Annotated in this window: 13 protein-coding genes and 2 tRNA genes; 5 read left to right on the top strand and 10 right to left on the bottom strand. The window is 71.6% G+C overall.

Features of this window, described 5'->3' with window-relative positions; genetic code table 11:
- The coding region (locus BFF76_RS21085) for an SPFH domain-containing protein (protein ID WP_107418463.1) at window positions 1-1,773 on the top strand (1,773 nt) is incomplete at its 5' end.
- A gap of 191 nt (window positions 1,774-1,964) precedes the next feature.
- Complete coding sequence (locus BFF76_RS21080) at window positions 1,965-2,555, top strand: lytic polysaccharide monooxygenase auxiliary activity family 9 protein (protein ID WP_031092296.1); 591 nt, start codon at window positions 1,965-1,967, stop codon at window positions 2,553-2,555.
- A gap of 71 nt (window positions 2,556-2,626) precedes the next feature.
- Here the strand turns inward: BFF76_RS21080 and BFF76_RS21075 are convergent.
- From BFF76_RS21075 to BFF76_RS21045, 7 genes are all read right to left on the bottom strand, one after another.
- A tRNA-Lys gene (locus tag BFF76_RS21075) sits at window positions 2,627-2,700 on the bottom strand.
- A gap of 195 nt (window positions 2,701-2,895) precedes the next feature.
- Window positions 2,896-3,654 (bottom strand): IclR family transcriptional regulator, encoded by a 759-nt coding sequence (locus tag BFF76_RS21070; protein WP_065848835.1) that lies wholly within the window; start codon window positions 3,652-3,654, stop codon window positions 2,896-2,898.
- Window positions 3,655-3,829: 175 nt separating this feature from the next.
- The gene (gene ehuA, locus BFF76_RS21065; RefSeq protein WP_065848834.1) at window positions 3,830-4,663 is read right to left on the bottom strand and encodes an ectoine/hydroxyectoine ABC transporter ATP-binding protein EhuA; all 834 of its coding nucleotides are present in this window, start codon (window positions 4,661-4,663) and stop codon (window positions 3,830-3,832) included.
- Window positions 4,653-5,297 (bottom strand): ectoine/hydroxyectoine ABC transporter permease subunit EhuD, encoded by a 645-nt coding sequence (gene ehuD, locus BFF76_RS21060; protein WP_031092291.1) that lies wholly within the window; start codon window positions 5,295-5,297, stop codon window positions 4,653-4,655. Before ehuD ends, ehuA begins: the two co-directional genes overlap by 11 nt.
- Window positions 5,294-6,028: an ectoine/hydroxyectoine ABC transporter permease subunit EhuC gene (gene ehuC, locus BFF76_RS21055; RefSeq protein ID WP_031092289.1), complete on the bottom strand. Its 735-nt coding sequence runs from the start codon at window positions 6,026-6,028 to the stop codon at window positions 5,294-5,296. Before ehuC ends, ehuD begins: the two co-directional genes overlap by 4 nt.
- A 19-nt stretch (window positions 6,029-6,047) precedes the next feature.
- Window positions 6,048-6,950 carry an ectoine/hydroxyectoine ABC transporter substrate-binding protein EhuB gene (gene ehuB, locus BFF76_RS21050; RefSeq protein ID WP_031092287.1) on the bottom strand — a complete coding sequence of 301 codons (903 nt, stop codon included), beginning with the start codon at window positions 6,948-6,950 and terminating at the stop codon, window positions 6,048-6,050.
- A gap of 218 nt (window positions 6,951-7,168) precedes the next feature.
- Window positions 7,169-8,128, bottom strand: coding sequence for a D-2-hydroxyacid dehydrogenase (locus BFF76_RS21045; protein ID WP_065848833.1), 960 nt, complete (start codon window positions 8,126-8,128; stop codon window positions 7,169-7,171).
- 185 nt (window positions 8,129-8,313) lie between these two features.
- On the opposite strand from BFF76_RS21045, the gene BFF76_RS21040 reads away from it, so the two are divergent.
- Both BFF76_RS21040 and BFF76_RS21035 read left to right on the top strand, forming a co-directional pair.
- A complete protein-coding gene (locus BFF76_RS21040) occupies window positions 8,314-9,078 on the top strand; it encodes a maleate cis-trans isomerase family protein (protein ID WP_053928673.1) in 765 nt (254 codons plus the stop codon).
- A 127-nt stretch (window positions 9,079-9,205) separates the two neighbouring features.
- The gene (locus BFF76_RS21035; RefSeq protein ID WP_031092284.1) at window positions 9,206-10,303 is read left to right on the top strand and encodes an LLM class flavin-dependent oxidoreductase; all 1,098 of its coding nucleotides are present in this window, start codon (window positions 9,206-9,208) and stop codon (window positions 10,301-10,303) included.
- A 60-nt stretch (window positions 10,304-10,363) separates the two neighbouring features.
- Here the strand turns inward: BFF76_RS21035 and BFF76_RS21030 are convergent, their stop codons facing one another.
- On the bottom strand, window positions 10,364-12,199 hold the full coding sequence (locus BFF76_RS21030; protein ID WP_065848832.1) for a putative bifunctional diguanylate cyclase/phosphodiesterase: 1,836 nt from the start codon (window positions 12,197-12,199) through the stop codon (window positions 10,364-10,366).
- 426 nt (window positions 12,200-12,625) lie between these two features.
- Here BFF76_RS21030 and BFF76_RS21025 point away from each other — a divergent pair, with 426 nt between their 5' ends.
- The gene (locus BFF76_RS21025) at window positions 12,626-13,867 is read left to right on the top strand and encodes a M6 family metalloprotease domain-containing protein (protein ID WP_053928671.1); all 1,242 of its coding nucleotides are present in this window, start codon (window positions 12,626-12,628) and stop codon (window positions 13,865-13,867) included.
- 65 nt (window positions 13,868-13,932) lie between these two features.
- Here BFF76_RS21025 and BFF76_RS21020 read toward each other — a convergent pair.
- Together BFF76_RS21020 and BFF76_RS21015 are read right to left on the bottom strand one after the other, a co-directional pair.
- A tRNA-Lys gene (locus BFF76_RS21020) sits at window positions 13,933-14,006 on the bottom strand.
- Window positions 13,997-14,658 (bottom strand): hypothetical protein (locus BFF76_RS21015; protein WP_244167315.1); only part of this gene is annotated, 662 nt, incomplete at its 5' end. The genes BFF76_RS21015 and BFF76_RS21020, both read right to left, overlap by 10 nt.

Here is a 14,658-nt window from a genome sequence, read left to right as displayed (position 1 = left end):
GAACCGGAACCGGAACCGGAATCGGCTCAGGCTCCGGTGGGGGAGCCTGCTGCGGCCGCGGTGGAATCGCCCGACGCGATGCAGGCGCCTCGGGCGGTGGAGGACGAGGACGTCCCGGTTGATCTCGGGCCCGCACTGGACGCGATGGCCGGGCTGAATCGGGCGCCCCGCCCGGAGGCGCAGACTCCGTGGCTGGACCTGGGCCTTGACCCGGACCTGGACCTGGACCCGGTGCTGGTCAGGACTTCGGAACCCGTGGACCTGGGCCCGGACCCGGACCCGGACCCGGACCCGGACCCGGACCCGGACCCGGGTCCGGACCCGGTGTCGGCGATCGGTTCGGAGCCGCCGGGCCCGGAGCCGATGGCCGGTCTCCGGCCGGTTCGGGAGGCGGCCGCGGCTGTGGTCACGCAGGCACCTGCTCGCGAGGACTCGGAGGCGGCCGACGGCATGGATTCCGGCGCGGCCACCCAGGCGGAGACGGAGCCGCCGGTCGCCGCCGACAGCGGAACGGAATCGGAAACGGAACACACCCCGGTGGACCGGGGGAGCGAGCCCGGCGGGCAGCCGGAGTTCCGGAAGCCAGGGCCCGATGGTGTCCGGCCGCCCGACGGGGAGGCGGCGCTCGCCGTCGGGACCGTGGACCCGGTCGCCCGGTGGGGCGCCGGGCGGCGGCGCCCCGTCATCACGACCGAGACCACCGCGCCCATCCCCGTGCACCTGCTCTTCCGGGGGGACGGCCACGGCGGCGGGCCCGCCGGTGCGGGTGGCACCGCAGCGGGACCCGGCGCCGTACGGCCCGGTGCTCCCCGTCCACCGTCGCCCCGATCCCCGCGGGCGCAGGGCCCGGCCCGGCCCGCGCCCCTCGCCGATCCCCGGCTCGCCGAGCGGCCCGGGCCCGTACTGCCGGGCTGGGCCGCGCTGCTGACCGCGGCGGCCGGGGCCGCCGCCGGGACCGCCGTGCTGTGGTGGCAGGGCGCGGTGCCCGCCGGCGTGACCGCCCGCCTCGGCCTGGGGGTCCGCCCGTACGACGGCATCGGCACCGGGGCGTGGGCCCTGCTCGGGCTGACGGCGGCCGTGATGCTGCTCGCACTCTGCGGCCTCGGGCGGGGCCGGGCCGGACACGCCTCGGTGCTGACGCTCTTCGGCGGCTACCGGGGCAGCGTCCGTCGCACCGGTCTCCTCTGGATCTCCCCGCTCCTGCGGCGCCGCCGTGTCGACGTGCGCCTGCGGCACTGGCGCAGTGAGCCGCTGCGTGCCGTGGACGCGAGCGGTACCGCGCTGCGAGCCGTCGTCCTCGTCGTGTGGCGGGTGAAGGACACCGTGCGGGCCGCGCTGGGTGTCGCGGACCACGAGCGGTATCTGCGCGACCAGGTGGAGGCGGCGCTGGCCCGGGTGCTCTCGCAGCTGCCCGCCGACGCCTTCCACGAGGACACCCACACGCTGCGCGACGCGGAGGCGGTGGGCGACGCGCTGACCCGGATGGTGAAGGCGGACTGTGTGCCCGTGGGGATCGAGGTGTACTCCGCGCAGCCGACCGGGATCGAGTACGCACCCGAGGTCGCGGCGGCGATGCAGCGGTGCCGGGTGGCGGCGATCGACGCGAAGCACCGGGACGGAGTCCTCACCTCCCTGGTCGACGCGGTCGACGACACGGTCGGCCGGCTGACCGCGCGCGGGATCGTAGAGCTCGACGCCTACGAACACAAGGCACTGGTCAGGGATCTGACGGTGGCTTTCTACACCGGCCGGAGCGGAGGGGAGGGGGCCTGACCCCTCGGTCGCACCCCCCGGTCGCACCCTCCGGTCGCACGGGAGCACGCGCCGAAACCCGGTCCACATTGGTCTGGACATGTTCATGCCGCGTCAATAATCTGGACTTGGTCTAGACCGCACAGCGACGCGCGCAGTACAGCTCAGATGATCCCCAGAACATCCCCCACGTTCTCGAGGAGCGACACAACATGCGGAAAAGGGCAAGCGCGGCCGTCATCGGCCTGGCGATAGCGGGCGTCTCCATGTTCGCGACCGGCAGTGCCAGCAGCCACGGCTACACGGACTCCCCCATCAGCCGGCAGAAGCTCTGCGCCAACGGCACCGTCACCGGCTGCGGCAACATCCAGTGGGAGCCGCAGAGCGTCGAGGGCCCCAAGGGCTTCCCGGCGGCAGGACCGGCGGACGGCAAGATCTGCTCCGGCGGCAACAGCGGATTCGCTCAGCTCGACGACCCGCGCGGCGGCAACTGGCCCGCCACCCAGGTCACCGCGGGGCAGGGCTACAGCTTCCGCTGGCAGTTCACCGCCCGGCACTCCACAAGTGACTTCCGCTACTACATCACCAAGAACGGCTGGGACTCCACCAAGCCGCTCACCAGGGCAGCCCTGGAATCCCAGCCCTTCATGACGGTGCCCTACGGCAACCAGCAGCCTCCGGCCACCCTCACCCACCAGGGCTCCATGCCGACCCAGAAGACCGGGAAGCACGTGATCCTGGCCGTCTGGAACGTCGCCGACACCACCAACGCGTTCTACGCGTGCTCCGACGTGAAGTTCTGACGGGCTCGGCACCCAGGCACAACGCACAGTGGGCGGTCTCCCCGGAAGGAGACCGCCCACTGTGGTGTCTGTGCGCCGTCAGGGACTCGAACCCCGGACCCGCTGATTAAGAGTCAGCTGCTCTAACCAACTGAGCTAACGGCGCCTGCTGACTCGAAAATAATACCCGGTCCCCAGGGGTGCTGATGACACGTGTCCCGGGGAGTGCCGACAGCACCGCCGGAACGTGCGGACCCGCCCCTGACCTGCGGGCCCGCACCGCACATGTATACCGAGCGAGAGCTCCGCACCGCACCTGTGAGTGGCGCACGCCACAGACCGGGGCCCGGCGGGAGGCGGCTCAGAGTGCCAGTGACAGAAGCACCGGGGCCGCGCGCCGGTTCAGCGTGGCCGCGGCGGCCCGCAGCCGGTGGGCGTGCTCGATCGGGAGGGACAGCGCCAGGCACCCCGCAGCCGACCCCGCCGTCAGCGGAACCGCCGCGCACACCGTGCCCACGGCGTACTCCTGGAGGTCGAGCATCGGGACGGTCGCCGGCTGGCTGTCCAGCTTCGAGAAGAGCACCTTCTCGCTCGTGATCGTCCGCGACGTCAGCCGTGCGATGCGGTGCCGGGACAGGTGGTCGCGGCGGCCGTTCTGGTCGAGCTGGGTCAGCAGGCACTTCCCGATCGCGCTGGCGTGCGCCGCCGAGCGGAAGTCCACCCACTCGTTGACCGCGGGCGTGCGCGGGCCGTCCGCCACCTGCGTCACCCGGATCTCGCCGTCGACGTACCGGCTGACATAGACCGCGGCGCCGACCGAATCCCGCAGCTGCGCCAGGGTCTGCTGGAGCTTCGCCTCGACGGCGCGCCTCCGGGCGGCCCCGGAGCCGAGCTCCAGGAGGGCCGATCCGATGACGTACGCGCCGTCGGCGACCTGCTCGACGTACCCCTCGCGGCGCAGCGTCAGCAGGAGGGGCCGCAGGTGCCCGGTCGGCAGGCCCGTCTCCCGGGAGATCAGGGCCTCGGGAGCCCCGCTGCCATGGGTGGACACGGACTCGAGCACGCGCAACGCGTACTGCACCGAATGGAACGGTGCCTTCGGCTCCGGTTTCAACGCCACGGTTCCCCCTCGGGTCCTCTGTCAGGTCGTGACCGCAAGCTCGATGCCAACGATAGTCGCCAAGTGGCCGATTCGGAGGGGCTGTCGAGGAGTTGAAGGTGCGCCCCGGCTCCAGGAACAGGGGCGCACCCGATCGGCATATGCCAGGGTCATGAGCGTTGTGCCGAAGGCGAGGTCACAGCACCGCGTTGAGGAACTCGCGCGTACGTTCGTGTTCGGGGTCGGTGAATATCTTCTCCGGTGAGCCGGACTCCACGACCCGCCCGGCGTCGAACATCAGGACCTTTTCCGACACGTCCCGGGCGAAGTTCATCTCGTGGGTCACACAGAGCATCGTGATGTCGGTGCTCCTGGCGATGTCGCCCAGCAGATCCAGCACACCGGCCACGAGCTCGGGGTCCAGCGCCGACGTCACCTCGTCGAGCAGCAGGATCTCCGGCCGCATCGCCAGCGCGCGTGCGATGGCGACGCGCTGCTGCTGGCCACCTGAGAGCTGTGAGGGGTGGGCGTCGACCTTGCCGGAGAGCCCGACCAGGTCGAGCAGTTCCCGGGCCCGGGCCTCCGCCTCCTCACGCTCCATCCCCAGGACGTTGACCGGCGCCTCGGTGATGTTCTGAAGGACCTTCATGTTCGGGAAGAGGTTGAACTGCTGGAAGACCATCCCGATCTTCTTCCGGGACGCCCGCAGCTCCTTCTCGCCCGCCGGCTTCAGCGATCCGTCCGGCCTGCGCACGTGGGAGAGCGGCGAGCCGTCCACCCAGATCACACCGTCGCTGACCTTCTCCAGTGTCATCAGGAGCCGCAGGATCGTGGTCTTCCCCGAGCCGCTCGGCCCGATCAGCGTGACGTGCTCGCCGCGCCGTACGGTGAAGTCCAGTTCGTCCAGGACCACATGGTCGCCGTAGCGCTTGACGACCTTGTCGAAGCGGACGAGTGGCTCGACGTCCGTGACCAGGGGGTCACCGGCCGCGTCCGCGATCTTCTTGAGGGGGGCGGGTTCAGTGGCCAAGACGCTTCTCCAGCTTTCTCATCAGCAGCGAGGTGGGGTAGCTCGCGACCAGGAAGACCAGTCCCGCGAGCGTGAATGCCTCGGTGTACGCGAAGTGGTCGGCGCCGTAGCTACGGGCCTCGAAGACCATCTCGTGCACCGTGATCACGGCGAGGAAAGGGGTCTCCTTGAACATCGAGATCGCGTAGTTGCCGAGGGCGGGCAGCACGTTGCGCACCGCCTGCGGCAGGATCACGGCCTGCCAGGTCCGCCGGGGCGGCATGGAGAGCGCCCGGCAGGCCTCCCACTGGCCCTTCGGCACACCGTCGATCCCGGCCCTGTACACCTCGGAGGTGTACGTGGCGTAGTGGATGCCCAGGACCACGATGCCGATGGTCAGCGGCTCCACGGAGGTGAAAAGGGCCGCCGCGCCGACCAGCTGGACCAGCAGCGGCGTGGCACGGACGAACTCCATCACCGCCTTCACCGGCACCGTCACGAACCGGGAGGGCGCACGGCCGGCCACCGCGATGGCGAGCCCGAGCACCGCGGCCAGGAGCGTGCCGAGCACGGTGGCGAGCAGGGTGACCCGGAATCCTTCGAGCAGCAGGGGAAGGACGTCCCCGGCGGCATCCCAGTCGAATGTCTGGTTCACCGGGCACCTCCGGCCGTGGTGACGGCGTCCGCCGTACGGGTCTTGAGCAGGCTGCGCGCACCGGTGTGGAGACCCAGCCGTCGCTTGGCCGACCGCTCCAGCACGTTCATCAGCAGGGTCAGCGCGTAGGCGAGCACGAAGTAGACGGCCAGCAGCAGCAGGTAGGCGGTGAGGGTCTCACCGGTGAGGCTGCGGATGTGTTCGACCGTGGTCATGAAGTCGGCCGCGGAGATCAGCCACAGCAGCGGCGTGCACTTCAGCAACTGGATGAGCAGGTTGGTGAAGGACGGGATCATCTGCACCCAGGCCTGCGGCAGGATCACCCTCCGCATCCGGTGGAACGGCGTCATGTTCAGCGCCACGGCCGCCTCGTACTGCGCGCGGGGGACGGAGTTGACCGCGCCGCGCACGATCTCGGAGCCGTACGCGCCGTAGTTCAGGCCGAAGGCGACCACGCCGCAGAGCAGCGGGGTCAGTTCGTAGCCCGTCAGCTGCGGCATCGCGTAGTAGAGCCAGAACAGCTGGATGTAGAGCGAGGTGCCGCGGAAGAACTCCACGACGGTCCGGGAGACCCCGCGCACCAGCAGCAGCCTGCTGCCCGCGGCCAGGCCGAGGGCGAACGACAGGAGCAGGGCCAGCAGGGAGCCCAGGACGGTGGCCTGGATCGTCACCCACAGGCCCGCGCCGACCTGGGGGAGTTCGTCGAGGAGGGTCGAGAAGAAGTCACTCATACGGTGTGGTCCGCCCTCGTCAGCCCTTGCACAGGTCGGCCGTCTTGAGCGTGGCCGGCGGGATCTCCGTGGCGCCGAAGCCGTACGCCTGCAGCAGTTCCACGTAGCGGGACCTGTCGGAGACGATCTTCTTGAGCTCGCGGTTGAAGGAGTCCCGCAGGTCCTCGTTGCCCTGGCGGAACACCGCGCCGCCCGGGGAGAACTGCTTCGTGCCGTCCAGCTCCGGCACGAAGGCCTCGGTGACCTCGGTGTCCGGGTTGGTCCTGGCCAGCCAGCGCAGTGAGATGCCGGTGAGCAGGAAGGCGTCGATCCGGCCGCCCTTGACGGCGTCCGCGCCGTCCTGCGGCTTCTGCAGCGTCTTGATCTTCCCCTCGGCGATGCCCGCGCCCTTGGCGTACGAGCCCTCGACCGCACCGGACATCACGCCTACGGTGACCCCTGCCGCCTTCGCGGACGCCAGGTCGGTGAGCTTCTTCGGGTTGCCCTTCCTCACCATCAGGGCCGTGGGGGAGATGAACTCCGGTTCGGAGAAAAGTGCGTTGGCGCAGCGCTCCGGCGTGATGGCCATGCCCGCGCTGACCACGTCGTACTTGCCCGCCTGAAGGCCGGGGATGAGGCCGTCCCACTCGGAGAGGGTGGGCTTCAGCTCGTCGACGCCGAGCGCCTTGAATATCTCCCGGTGCAGGGTGGGGGCCTCGCCCTTGAGCTCCTTGCCCTCCATGTAGCCGTACGGGGCCTCGTTGGCGTAGGCGACCCGGACGAAGCCCTGCTTGCGGAGCTTGTCGAGCGCACCCTCGCCGTCCGCGGCGCCGGCGTTCGTCTTGCTGCACGCGGAGAGGAGGCCGGGGACTACGAGGAGACCTCCGACGGCCGCCGTTCGATTGAGGAAGCCCCGACGGGACAGGTGAGGGAAGTCAGCCATGGTTCGCAATCTCCTGGAGAAATCGGGGTGTCGAACAGTCCGGACAGGGTGAGCACCTGCCCGATCCGGGACAGCTATGCAGCAAGCGCTGCCATGTAACCGAACAGTGGCCGGAGGGTGACCTTCCCGTGTCTCGTCATGGGCGGAGGGCGACGGCGGGCGTACGAGGCGTATTCCCGCCAGGCCGCGACGTTATGACGGACCATCATATAAAAGTGTCAGGACGGGATGTCCGTGGAAGGCACGTAACCGCGCTGTATGTCCACCACGTTGGGCAACGGCTCCCCGGCCGCCCAGAGTTCGTACATCGAGACGAACTGCTCGCCCAGCCGGTCCCGCCATCCGGCCGTGTCCCCGCTCATGTGCGGGGAGACCAGCAGGCCGGGCACGTCCCACAGCGGGCTCGACGGGCCCAGCGGCTCCTCCTGGAACACGTCGAGTGCCGCGCCCGCGATCCAGTGCCTGCGCAGCGCGTCGGCCAGAGCGTCCTCGACGACCAGCCGGCCGCGCCCCACGTTGACGAAGTGGGCGCAGGGCTGGAGCAGCCCGAAGAAGCGGGCGTCGAACATCCCGCGCGTCCCGTCCGTGAGCGGGGCCGCGGAGATCACCCAGTCCGCGCCGGCCGCAAGCCGGCCCAGATCCTCGATGCCGTGGATCGTGCGCCGCGCCGTACGCCCGACGAGCGCCACCCGCACACCGAGGCCGTGCAGCAGCCGCATGATCTCCCGGCCGACGGGGCCCGCGCCGACGACCACGGCGCGGCTGCCGGCGAGGCCCCGGGTCTCCCGGTGGCGCCACCGGTGCTGCCGCTGGAGGTCCAGCGTGCGGGGGAGGTCCTTCGCGAAGGCGAGCACCAGTCCCGCGACGTACTCGGCGATCGGCAGCTCGAAGACGCCCCGGGCGTTGGTGACGACGGTCGGTGAGGCGGCCAGATCCGGGCAGAGCAGCCGGTCCACGCCGGCGCTCGCGGTGTGCACCCAGCGGGGGCGCGGCCCGTCGCCGGGCCAGGCCGCGCGGACGGCGTCGGAGGTGAAGTCCCAGACGAGCAGGACGTCCGCGTCGGGCAGCTGCCCGGCCAGCGTCCTCCCGTCCGCGTACCTGATGACGGCCCGGCCGGTCAGCCGGCCCAGGCGCGGCGACGGGTCGGTGTCCAGTACGAGGATCACAGGAGTGCTCATCAGGAATGACCACGCTCGCACCGGGGCACACGCCCGTCAACAGGACCCTTCGGCCTGCGGGAGAAACCGCTGGTCAAACCGGTTGCGGGCGACGGCACGGGGCCACAAGGGGAATAATTGTCCCCGGCAGGGGGAGCGGTGGCGCGAGTGCCGGCACGACTTCCGGACGCACGGGAAGGATGGACATGACGACCGTAGGACTTCTCTACCCGGGCCATGCCGCGGAGGACGACTTCCCGCGGATCGAGGTCATGCTCGACAGCGACATCAGGGTGCCGCTCTTCCACACCGACATCGACGAGGACGCCCGCAGGCCGGAGAACCTCCGCGAGGCGGGCACACCCGACCGCCTGAACGCAGGTGTCGAGGAGCTGCGGCTGGCAGGGGCCGAATCCCTGGTCTGGGCCTGCTCGGGCGGCAGCTTCGCCTATGGCTGGGACGGGTCGCACGAGCAGGCCGCCGGGCTGGCCAGGGCCGCGGGACTCCCCGCGTCCAGCACGTCGATCGGCTTCGTCCAGGCGGTACGCGAGCTGGGGGCGTCCCGGGTCGCCGTCGCCGCGACCTACTCCGAGGACATCGCCGCGCTCTTCGCGGGATTCCTGGAGTCCGGAGGGGTCGGGGTGGCCGCCGTCCGCGGCGGCGGAATCATCACGGCGTCCGAGGCGGCCGCCGCGGACGTGGAGCTCGTGAAGCAGCTGGCCGTGGCCGGGGACCACCCCGACGCCGAGGTGGTGCTGCTCCCGGACAACGCCCTGCACACCGCCGCATACGTGCCGGAGCTGGAGGAACTCCTCGGTAAGCCGGTACTCACCGCCAACCAGGTGGCGGTCTGGGAAGGCCTCCGGCTGACCGACCGCCGCATCTGGGCCCCCACCCTGGGCACCCTGTTCGCCACCCGCGAGCCCCCGCTCGGCGCCACCGAGCCCCGGGGCATCGAGGTGCGGGAGTAGGCGCCGCGGGCACGGAGGCCGCGGGAACGACCACGCTGCGGGAACGACCACGCTGCGGGAATAAGCGGAGCCATCCTCCTGTTGGCACCCTCCGGTACACAGACGCAGCACCGGAGAGGCCGAACACGTGGACGAGAACCGAGGCGACCAGATTCGCGGCACAGCGGGCGGGACGGCCTCCGTTCCCCTTTCCGTGCTCGACCTGGTGACCGTGGGCCAGGGCCGCACGGCGACCCAGGCCCTGCGCACCAGCGTCGACATCGCCAAGCTCGCCGAGAGCCGCGGATTCCACCGCTACTGGGTCGCCGAGCACCACTCCATGCCCGGTGTGGCCTCCTCGTCCCCCGCCGTGATCCTCGCGCATCTGGCCGCCCACACCGGGCGCATCCGGCTCGGCTCCGGCGGGGTGATGCTGCCCAACCACGCCCCCCTGGTGATCGCCGAGCAGTTCGGCACCCTGGAGGCGATGGCCCCCGGCCGGATCGACCTCGGCCTCGGCCGGGCCCCCGGCACGGACGGTGCCACCGCGGCCGCACTGCGCCGCACGGACCGGTTGAACGAGGGCGCCGACGATTTTCCGCAGCAGCTCGCCGAGCTGACCCGTTTCCTCGACGACGACTTCCCGGACGGGCACCCCTACGCCCGTATCCACGCCGTTCCCGGACCGGTGCAGGCCACCTCGCCCGGCGGCGTCCAGTCACCGGCCCGGCCGCCCGTCTGGCTGCTGGGCTCCTCCGGTTTCAGCGCCCGGCTGGCCGGAGTCCTCGGTCTGCCCTTCGCCTTCGCCCACCACTTCTCGGCCCGGAACACCGTGCCGGCCCTGGACCTGTACCGGGAGTCCTTCAAGCCCTCCGCCGTGCTCGACGCCCCCTACGCCCTCATCGGGGTCGCGGCACTGGCCGCCGACGACGAGCGCGAGGCCAGGCGCCAGGTGCTCACCGGCGCCCTGTCCATGGTCCGGCTGCGCACCGGGCGCCCGGGCCTCGTGCCGAGCCCCGAGGAGGCGGAGGCGTACGACTTCAGCCCCATGGAGCGCGAGTTCGTCGACGGCTGGCTGAAGGACATCGTCCACGGCACGGCGGACGAGGTCCGCAGCGGCCTTGACGACCTGGCCAAGCGCACCGGCGCGGACGAGCTGATGATCACGGCCAACGCACACGGCGGCGAGGCCCGGCTGCGCTCGTACGAGCTCATCGCGGACGCGTACGGACTGCCCACGGCCTGACCGGTCAGCTCTGCGGATGCGCGAGCGCACCCGGCCGGTCCTCCGGAGGCCGGGTGCCGGTCAGCCCTCCGGCGTCCGGGTGCCGATCAGCTCGGCGATCCGCTCCGGGGCCACCGCCCGGGAGTACAGCCACCCCTGCCCGGTGTCACAGCCGATCCGGCGCAGCCGCTCCGCCTGGCCCGAGGTCTCCACGCACTCCGCGGTGACCGTCAGGCCCAGGCGGTGCGCCAGCTGCACCATGGCCTCGACGATCGTCTCGTCGGCCGGGCTGGGGTGCGCGCCGTCCTCGTAGCGGAAACCGCGTACGAAGGAGCCGTCCAGCTTCAGCACGGACACGGGCAGCCGGCTCAGATAGGCGAGGTTGGAGTAACCCGTGCCGAAGTCGTCGATCGCGATGCGGACGCCCATGTCGCTGAGCGCGTGAAGCACCTGGAGCGGCCGGCCGGACGAGCCCATCACCGCTGATTCGGTCAACTCCAGTTGCAGAAGCCTCGGTTCGAGGCCGGTCTCGGCGAGGATCGCCGCCACGTCGGCGACCAGATCGGAGTCCCACAGCTGCCGCACGGCGACGTTGACGCTGATGAACAGTGCGGTCTCGTCCGGGTGTTCCAGCTGCCAGCGGCGGGCCTGCAGGCAGGCCGCGCGCAGCACCCAACGGCCGAGCTGGACGATCGCGCCGTCCTCCTCGGCGATCGGGACGAACCGGCTCGGTGCCAGCAGCCCGAACCGTGGGTGGTTCCACCGGACCAGGGCCTCCACACCCCGTACGACCTCGTCGGCCATGCCGACCAGCGGCTGGTACTCCAACGTGAACTCCCCGCGTTCGACGGCGGGGCGGAGCGTGGAGGAGAGTGCCTGGCGGGTCATCCGGTGTGCGTTGCGCTCGGGGTCGAAGAGGGTCCAGCGGGCCCGGCCGTCCTCCTTCGCCCAGTAGAGCGTGGTGTCGGCCGCCTGCATCAGGGCGGTGGCCGACGTGCCGGCCGACGGCCGCTCCACCACCCCGATCGAGGCGGAGACCGACAGCCGGTGCCCGGACACCTCGAACGGCCGCTGCAGAGCGGTCAGCACCGAATGTGCGAGGCCCGTGAGCTGAGGCGTACCCGATGAGTCCTCGACCAGGATCGCGAACTCGTCCCCGCCGAGCCGTGCCACCAGATGGCCGCCCGTGCGGTGGCCTTCGGCCTCCGCGCAGTCGGTGAGCCGCCCGGCGACGGCGGCGAGCAGCCGGTCGCCGGTCTGGTGCCCCAGAGTGTCGTTGACCGCCTTGAAACCGTCGACGTCCAGGTAGCAGAGGCCGATCCGGCTCTGCCGGTGCGACGACCCGTCCGGGGGCGGGGTCTCCAGCGCTGCCGAGAGCCGCTCGAGGAACAGCGTGCGGTTGGGCAGCCGGGTCACGGGATCGTGCGTCCGCAGATGGTGCAGCCGCTCCCGCAGTTCGCGCCGGTCGCTGACGTCGGTGACGGACAGCAGGACGCGGTCGGTGTCGGCGGCGGTGTCGCCCATCGGTACGACGGTGACCTCGGCCCACAGCGGCCGGCCGTCGGCGTGCTTGAGCTGCCGGGCGCACCGGAACCGCGGGCGGGTGCCGCGCAGAACCTCGGTGTACGAGCGCCGGGCCGGGGTGTCCGGGCCCAGGCCGGCGAGGTCGGCCGCGAGCCGGCCGGCCAGGGACGCGGGGTCGGCGCCGATCAGTCCGCCCAGCGCGTCGTTCGCCCTGACGATCCGGCCGCGGCGGTCGACGACGGCCATCGGGAGAGCGGCCGAGGCGAACGCGGCGCGGTAGTCGCGCAGCTCGGAGAGCCCCGTCCCCGGATGATCACGGTGGGTGACCTCCGGCGGGCTGGCGTCGGGGACCGTGCCCGTCCCGGGCGTCGGCCCTTCGGGGGTTCCGCTCACCGCTCGCTCCCGCTGTGCAGATCGTCGTGAACAGGTGTGGCCGGGCAGGGGGGCGTGGAGCGGAGCGCCGCGCGAGAGGCGGGAACCACGCAGGAAAACGAGGTGAAGCATAGAGGGTGGCGCACCGCCCGTTCCAGCGCGGCCGTCGTTTCGGACACGCGGCACGCGCATGGCCCACGCCCGGCCCGCGCCCGCTCCGCACAGGCCACCCCAGTGCGATTTGGCAGCAGATGACAAATTTTGAGCCGATCTGGTTGATCAGGGTTTCCGAGTGAGCGATTGTGACTCTCTGTGAGAGTGGTGATTCATTGCCGCGTGATCGGTCACGGCTCCCGCTGACCCGTGTGGGGCAGCACAACAGGGCGTGCGCCGCAGAACCGGCACAGGGTGAGGGGGGAGTCCCGCATTCGCCACCCGGAGGTAGATGTGCCGCGTCAGCACGGACCCGGGGGGCCGGAGAGGCCGAGACTGCGCAGTGCGGCGGCCGCCCTCACCTCGCTCCTTGCGCTCGCCGCCACCGGGCTCGTCGCCGGGCCCGCCGTGGGGGCCTCGCGCGACGCGGGACCGTGTGCCCTGCCCAGGACCGGGGCGCACCACTCCCTCGGCCTCGACACCTGGAACAACGCCTACCCGCGCCCCGACCGCGGCCTCGACGCGGTCATGGTCTTCCTCTCCTTCCCCGACGCCGAGCCCGTCGTGTCCCCCGAGGTGCTCGCCGCCGACTACTTCCCCTCCACCACCCGCTTCTTCCAGCGCGCCTCGTACGGGAGGTTCACCCTGCGCGCCCACCCGCAGCGGCAGTGGACCCGCATGCCGCACCCCTCCAGCCGGTACGGGATACAGCGCGACTGGGGCTCGGAGCGGCGCGGCGCCTACCTGCGGGACGCGATCGAGGCTGCCGACGAGCAGACCGACTTCTCGGCGTACGACATCGTCTACCTCGTCGCCGACCCCGACGCCCCCGGTGTCGACTCCGACGCCACCAAGGTCGTCAACTTCGACCGGCCGCTGAGCGCCGACGGTACGGACATCAAGCGCGTGGTCACCGTCTTCGAGGAGCACCCGCCGGACCGGAACGTCCTGGCACACGAGACCGGACACGTCTTCGACCTGGCTGACCTCTACCACCGGCCGGAGGACGGGAAAGGCGACTGGGACACCTACGTCGGCGACTGGGACGTGATGGGCAGCCAGTTCGGACTGTCCCCCGACCTCTTCGGCTGGCACAAGTGGAAGCTCGGCTGGCTCGGGGACCAGGAGGTCGTCTGCGTACAGGGTGCCGCCGACCTCACCCTGGAACCCATGGCCGAGGTACCCGTGCGCGGTGCGTCCATCGGGACCCGGCTCGCGGTCATCAGGACCGGCACGGACAGCGCGCTGGCCATCGAGGCCCGCAGTGCCACGGGCAACGACCGGACGACCTGCACCGAGGGCGTGCTCGTCTACCGCGTCCACAACGCGACGCCCTCCGGCGGCGGGCCGGTCGAGGTCCTGGACACCCACCCCGAGTCCCACGCCTGCTGGGACCGCTCGGTCTACCCGCCCCTCGCGGACGCCCCGCTCCGGGAGGGTGAGCGCTACACCGTGCCGGGCGAACGCATCCGCATCGAGGTCGCCGACCGCACCCGGTCGGGAGCCTGGACCGTCCGGGTCACCACCGGGGTCTGACCTGCGGGGACGCGCCGACGCAAGGAAGCCCCCTCGCTTCCGCGAGGGGGCTTCCTTGGTGTCTGTGCGCCGTCAGGGACTCGAACCCCGGACCCGCTGATTAAGAGTCAGCTGCTCTAACCAACTGAGCTAACGGCGCCTGGTGACGTCGTAGACATTAGCACCCGGATCGGCGGGAGGAAAAATCGAATTCCCGGTGGTCGACGGGGCCGCCGACCTGCCCACCCGCACACAGGCCCACAGCAGCACGTCCGGGCCGGGCAGCCAGGGATCACGGGTGTCCGGGGCGACCAGCCAGCGGGGCCCGCCGGCGCCCGCGCCGCCGGTCAGAGGCGGGACGGTGACCGCGTCCCCCGTGCCGTGGCAGAGCACGGGCGGCAGGGCGCCCCGGTGCCCACGGCTGCCGCCGGCCGAGCCCGTTCCCCACTCCTCCCAGGCCAGCAGGGACGGCAGCCGCTGGGCCGTGCCCGGCGCGGCGAAGAGCAGCATCCGGCCCCGGTGCGTGGCCACCGGACCCGATCCCGGCCCCTCCGCCCAGAGCTGCTCCAGCATGCGCCTGCCGAACAGGGCGGGGACGTTCACGATGTCGAACGAGGAGCCGCACGGCAGCACGCCGGGGGAGCCGGGACGTGCCTCCCACTGCGACAGCGTGCTGCGCGGGTAGGCCGAGGCGCCCGCCAGCCACGCCGCTCCGGAGGCCGTGACCCGGGCGGCCCGGTTGTCGGCGCCGTCCCGCAGCAGGGCGAAGATGTCGACACCGCGGTGCGGGGCGGCGCCGGTCCGCAGGGTCG

Source organism: Streptomyces mutomycini (assembly GCF_001700505.1).
Classification (GTDB): domain Bacteria; phylum Actinomycetota; class Actinomycetes; order Streptomycetales; family Streptomycetaceae; genus Streptomyces; species Streptomyces mutomycini.
This window is presented reverse-complemented; position numbering and strand designations above follow the sequence as displayed.

What these genes read in the sequence shown, in the direction of transcription:
- BFF76_RS21080 (WP_031092296.1), top strand. Translation starts at nt 1,965, where the DNA reads ATGCGGAAAAGGGCAAGCGCGGCCGTCATCGGCCTGGCGATAGCGGGC.
- ehuC (WP_031092289.1), bottom strand. Translation starts at nt 6,028, where the DNA reads ATGAGTGACTTCTTCTCGACCCTCCTCGACGAACTCCCCCAGGTCGGC.
- ehuB (WP_031092287.1), bottom strand. Translation starts at nt 6,950, where the DNA reads ATGGCTGACTTCCCTCACCTGTCCCGTCGGGGCTTCCTCAATCGAACG.
- BFF76_RS21045 (WP_065848833.1), bottom strand. Translation starts at nt 8,128, where the DNA reads ATGAGCACTCCTGTGATCCTCGTACTGGACACCGACCCGTCGCCGCGC.
- BFF76_RS21040 (WP_053928673.1), top strand. Translation starts at nt 8,314, where the DNA reads ATGACGACCGTAGGACTTCTCTACCCGGGCCATGCCGCGGAGGACGAC.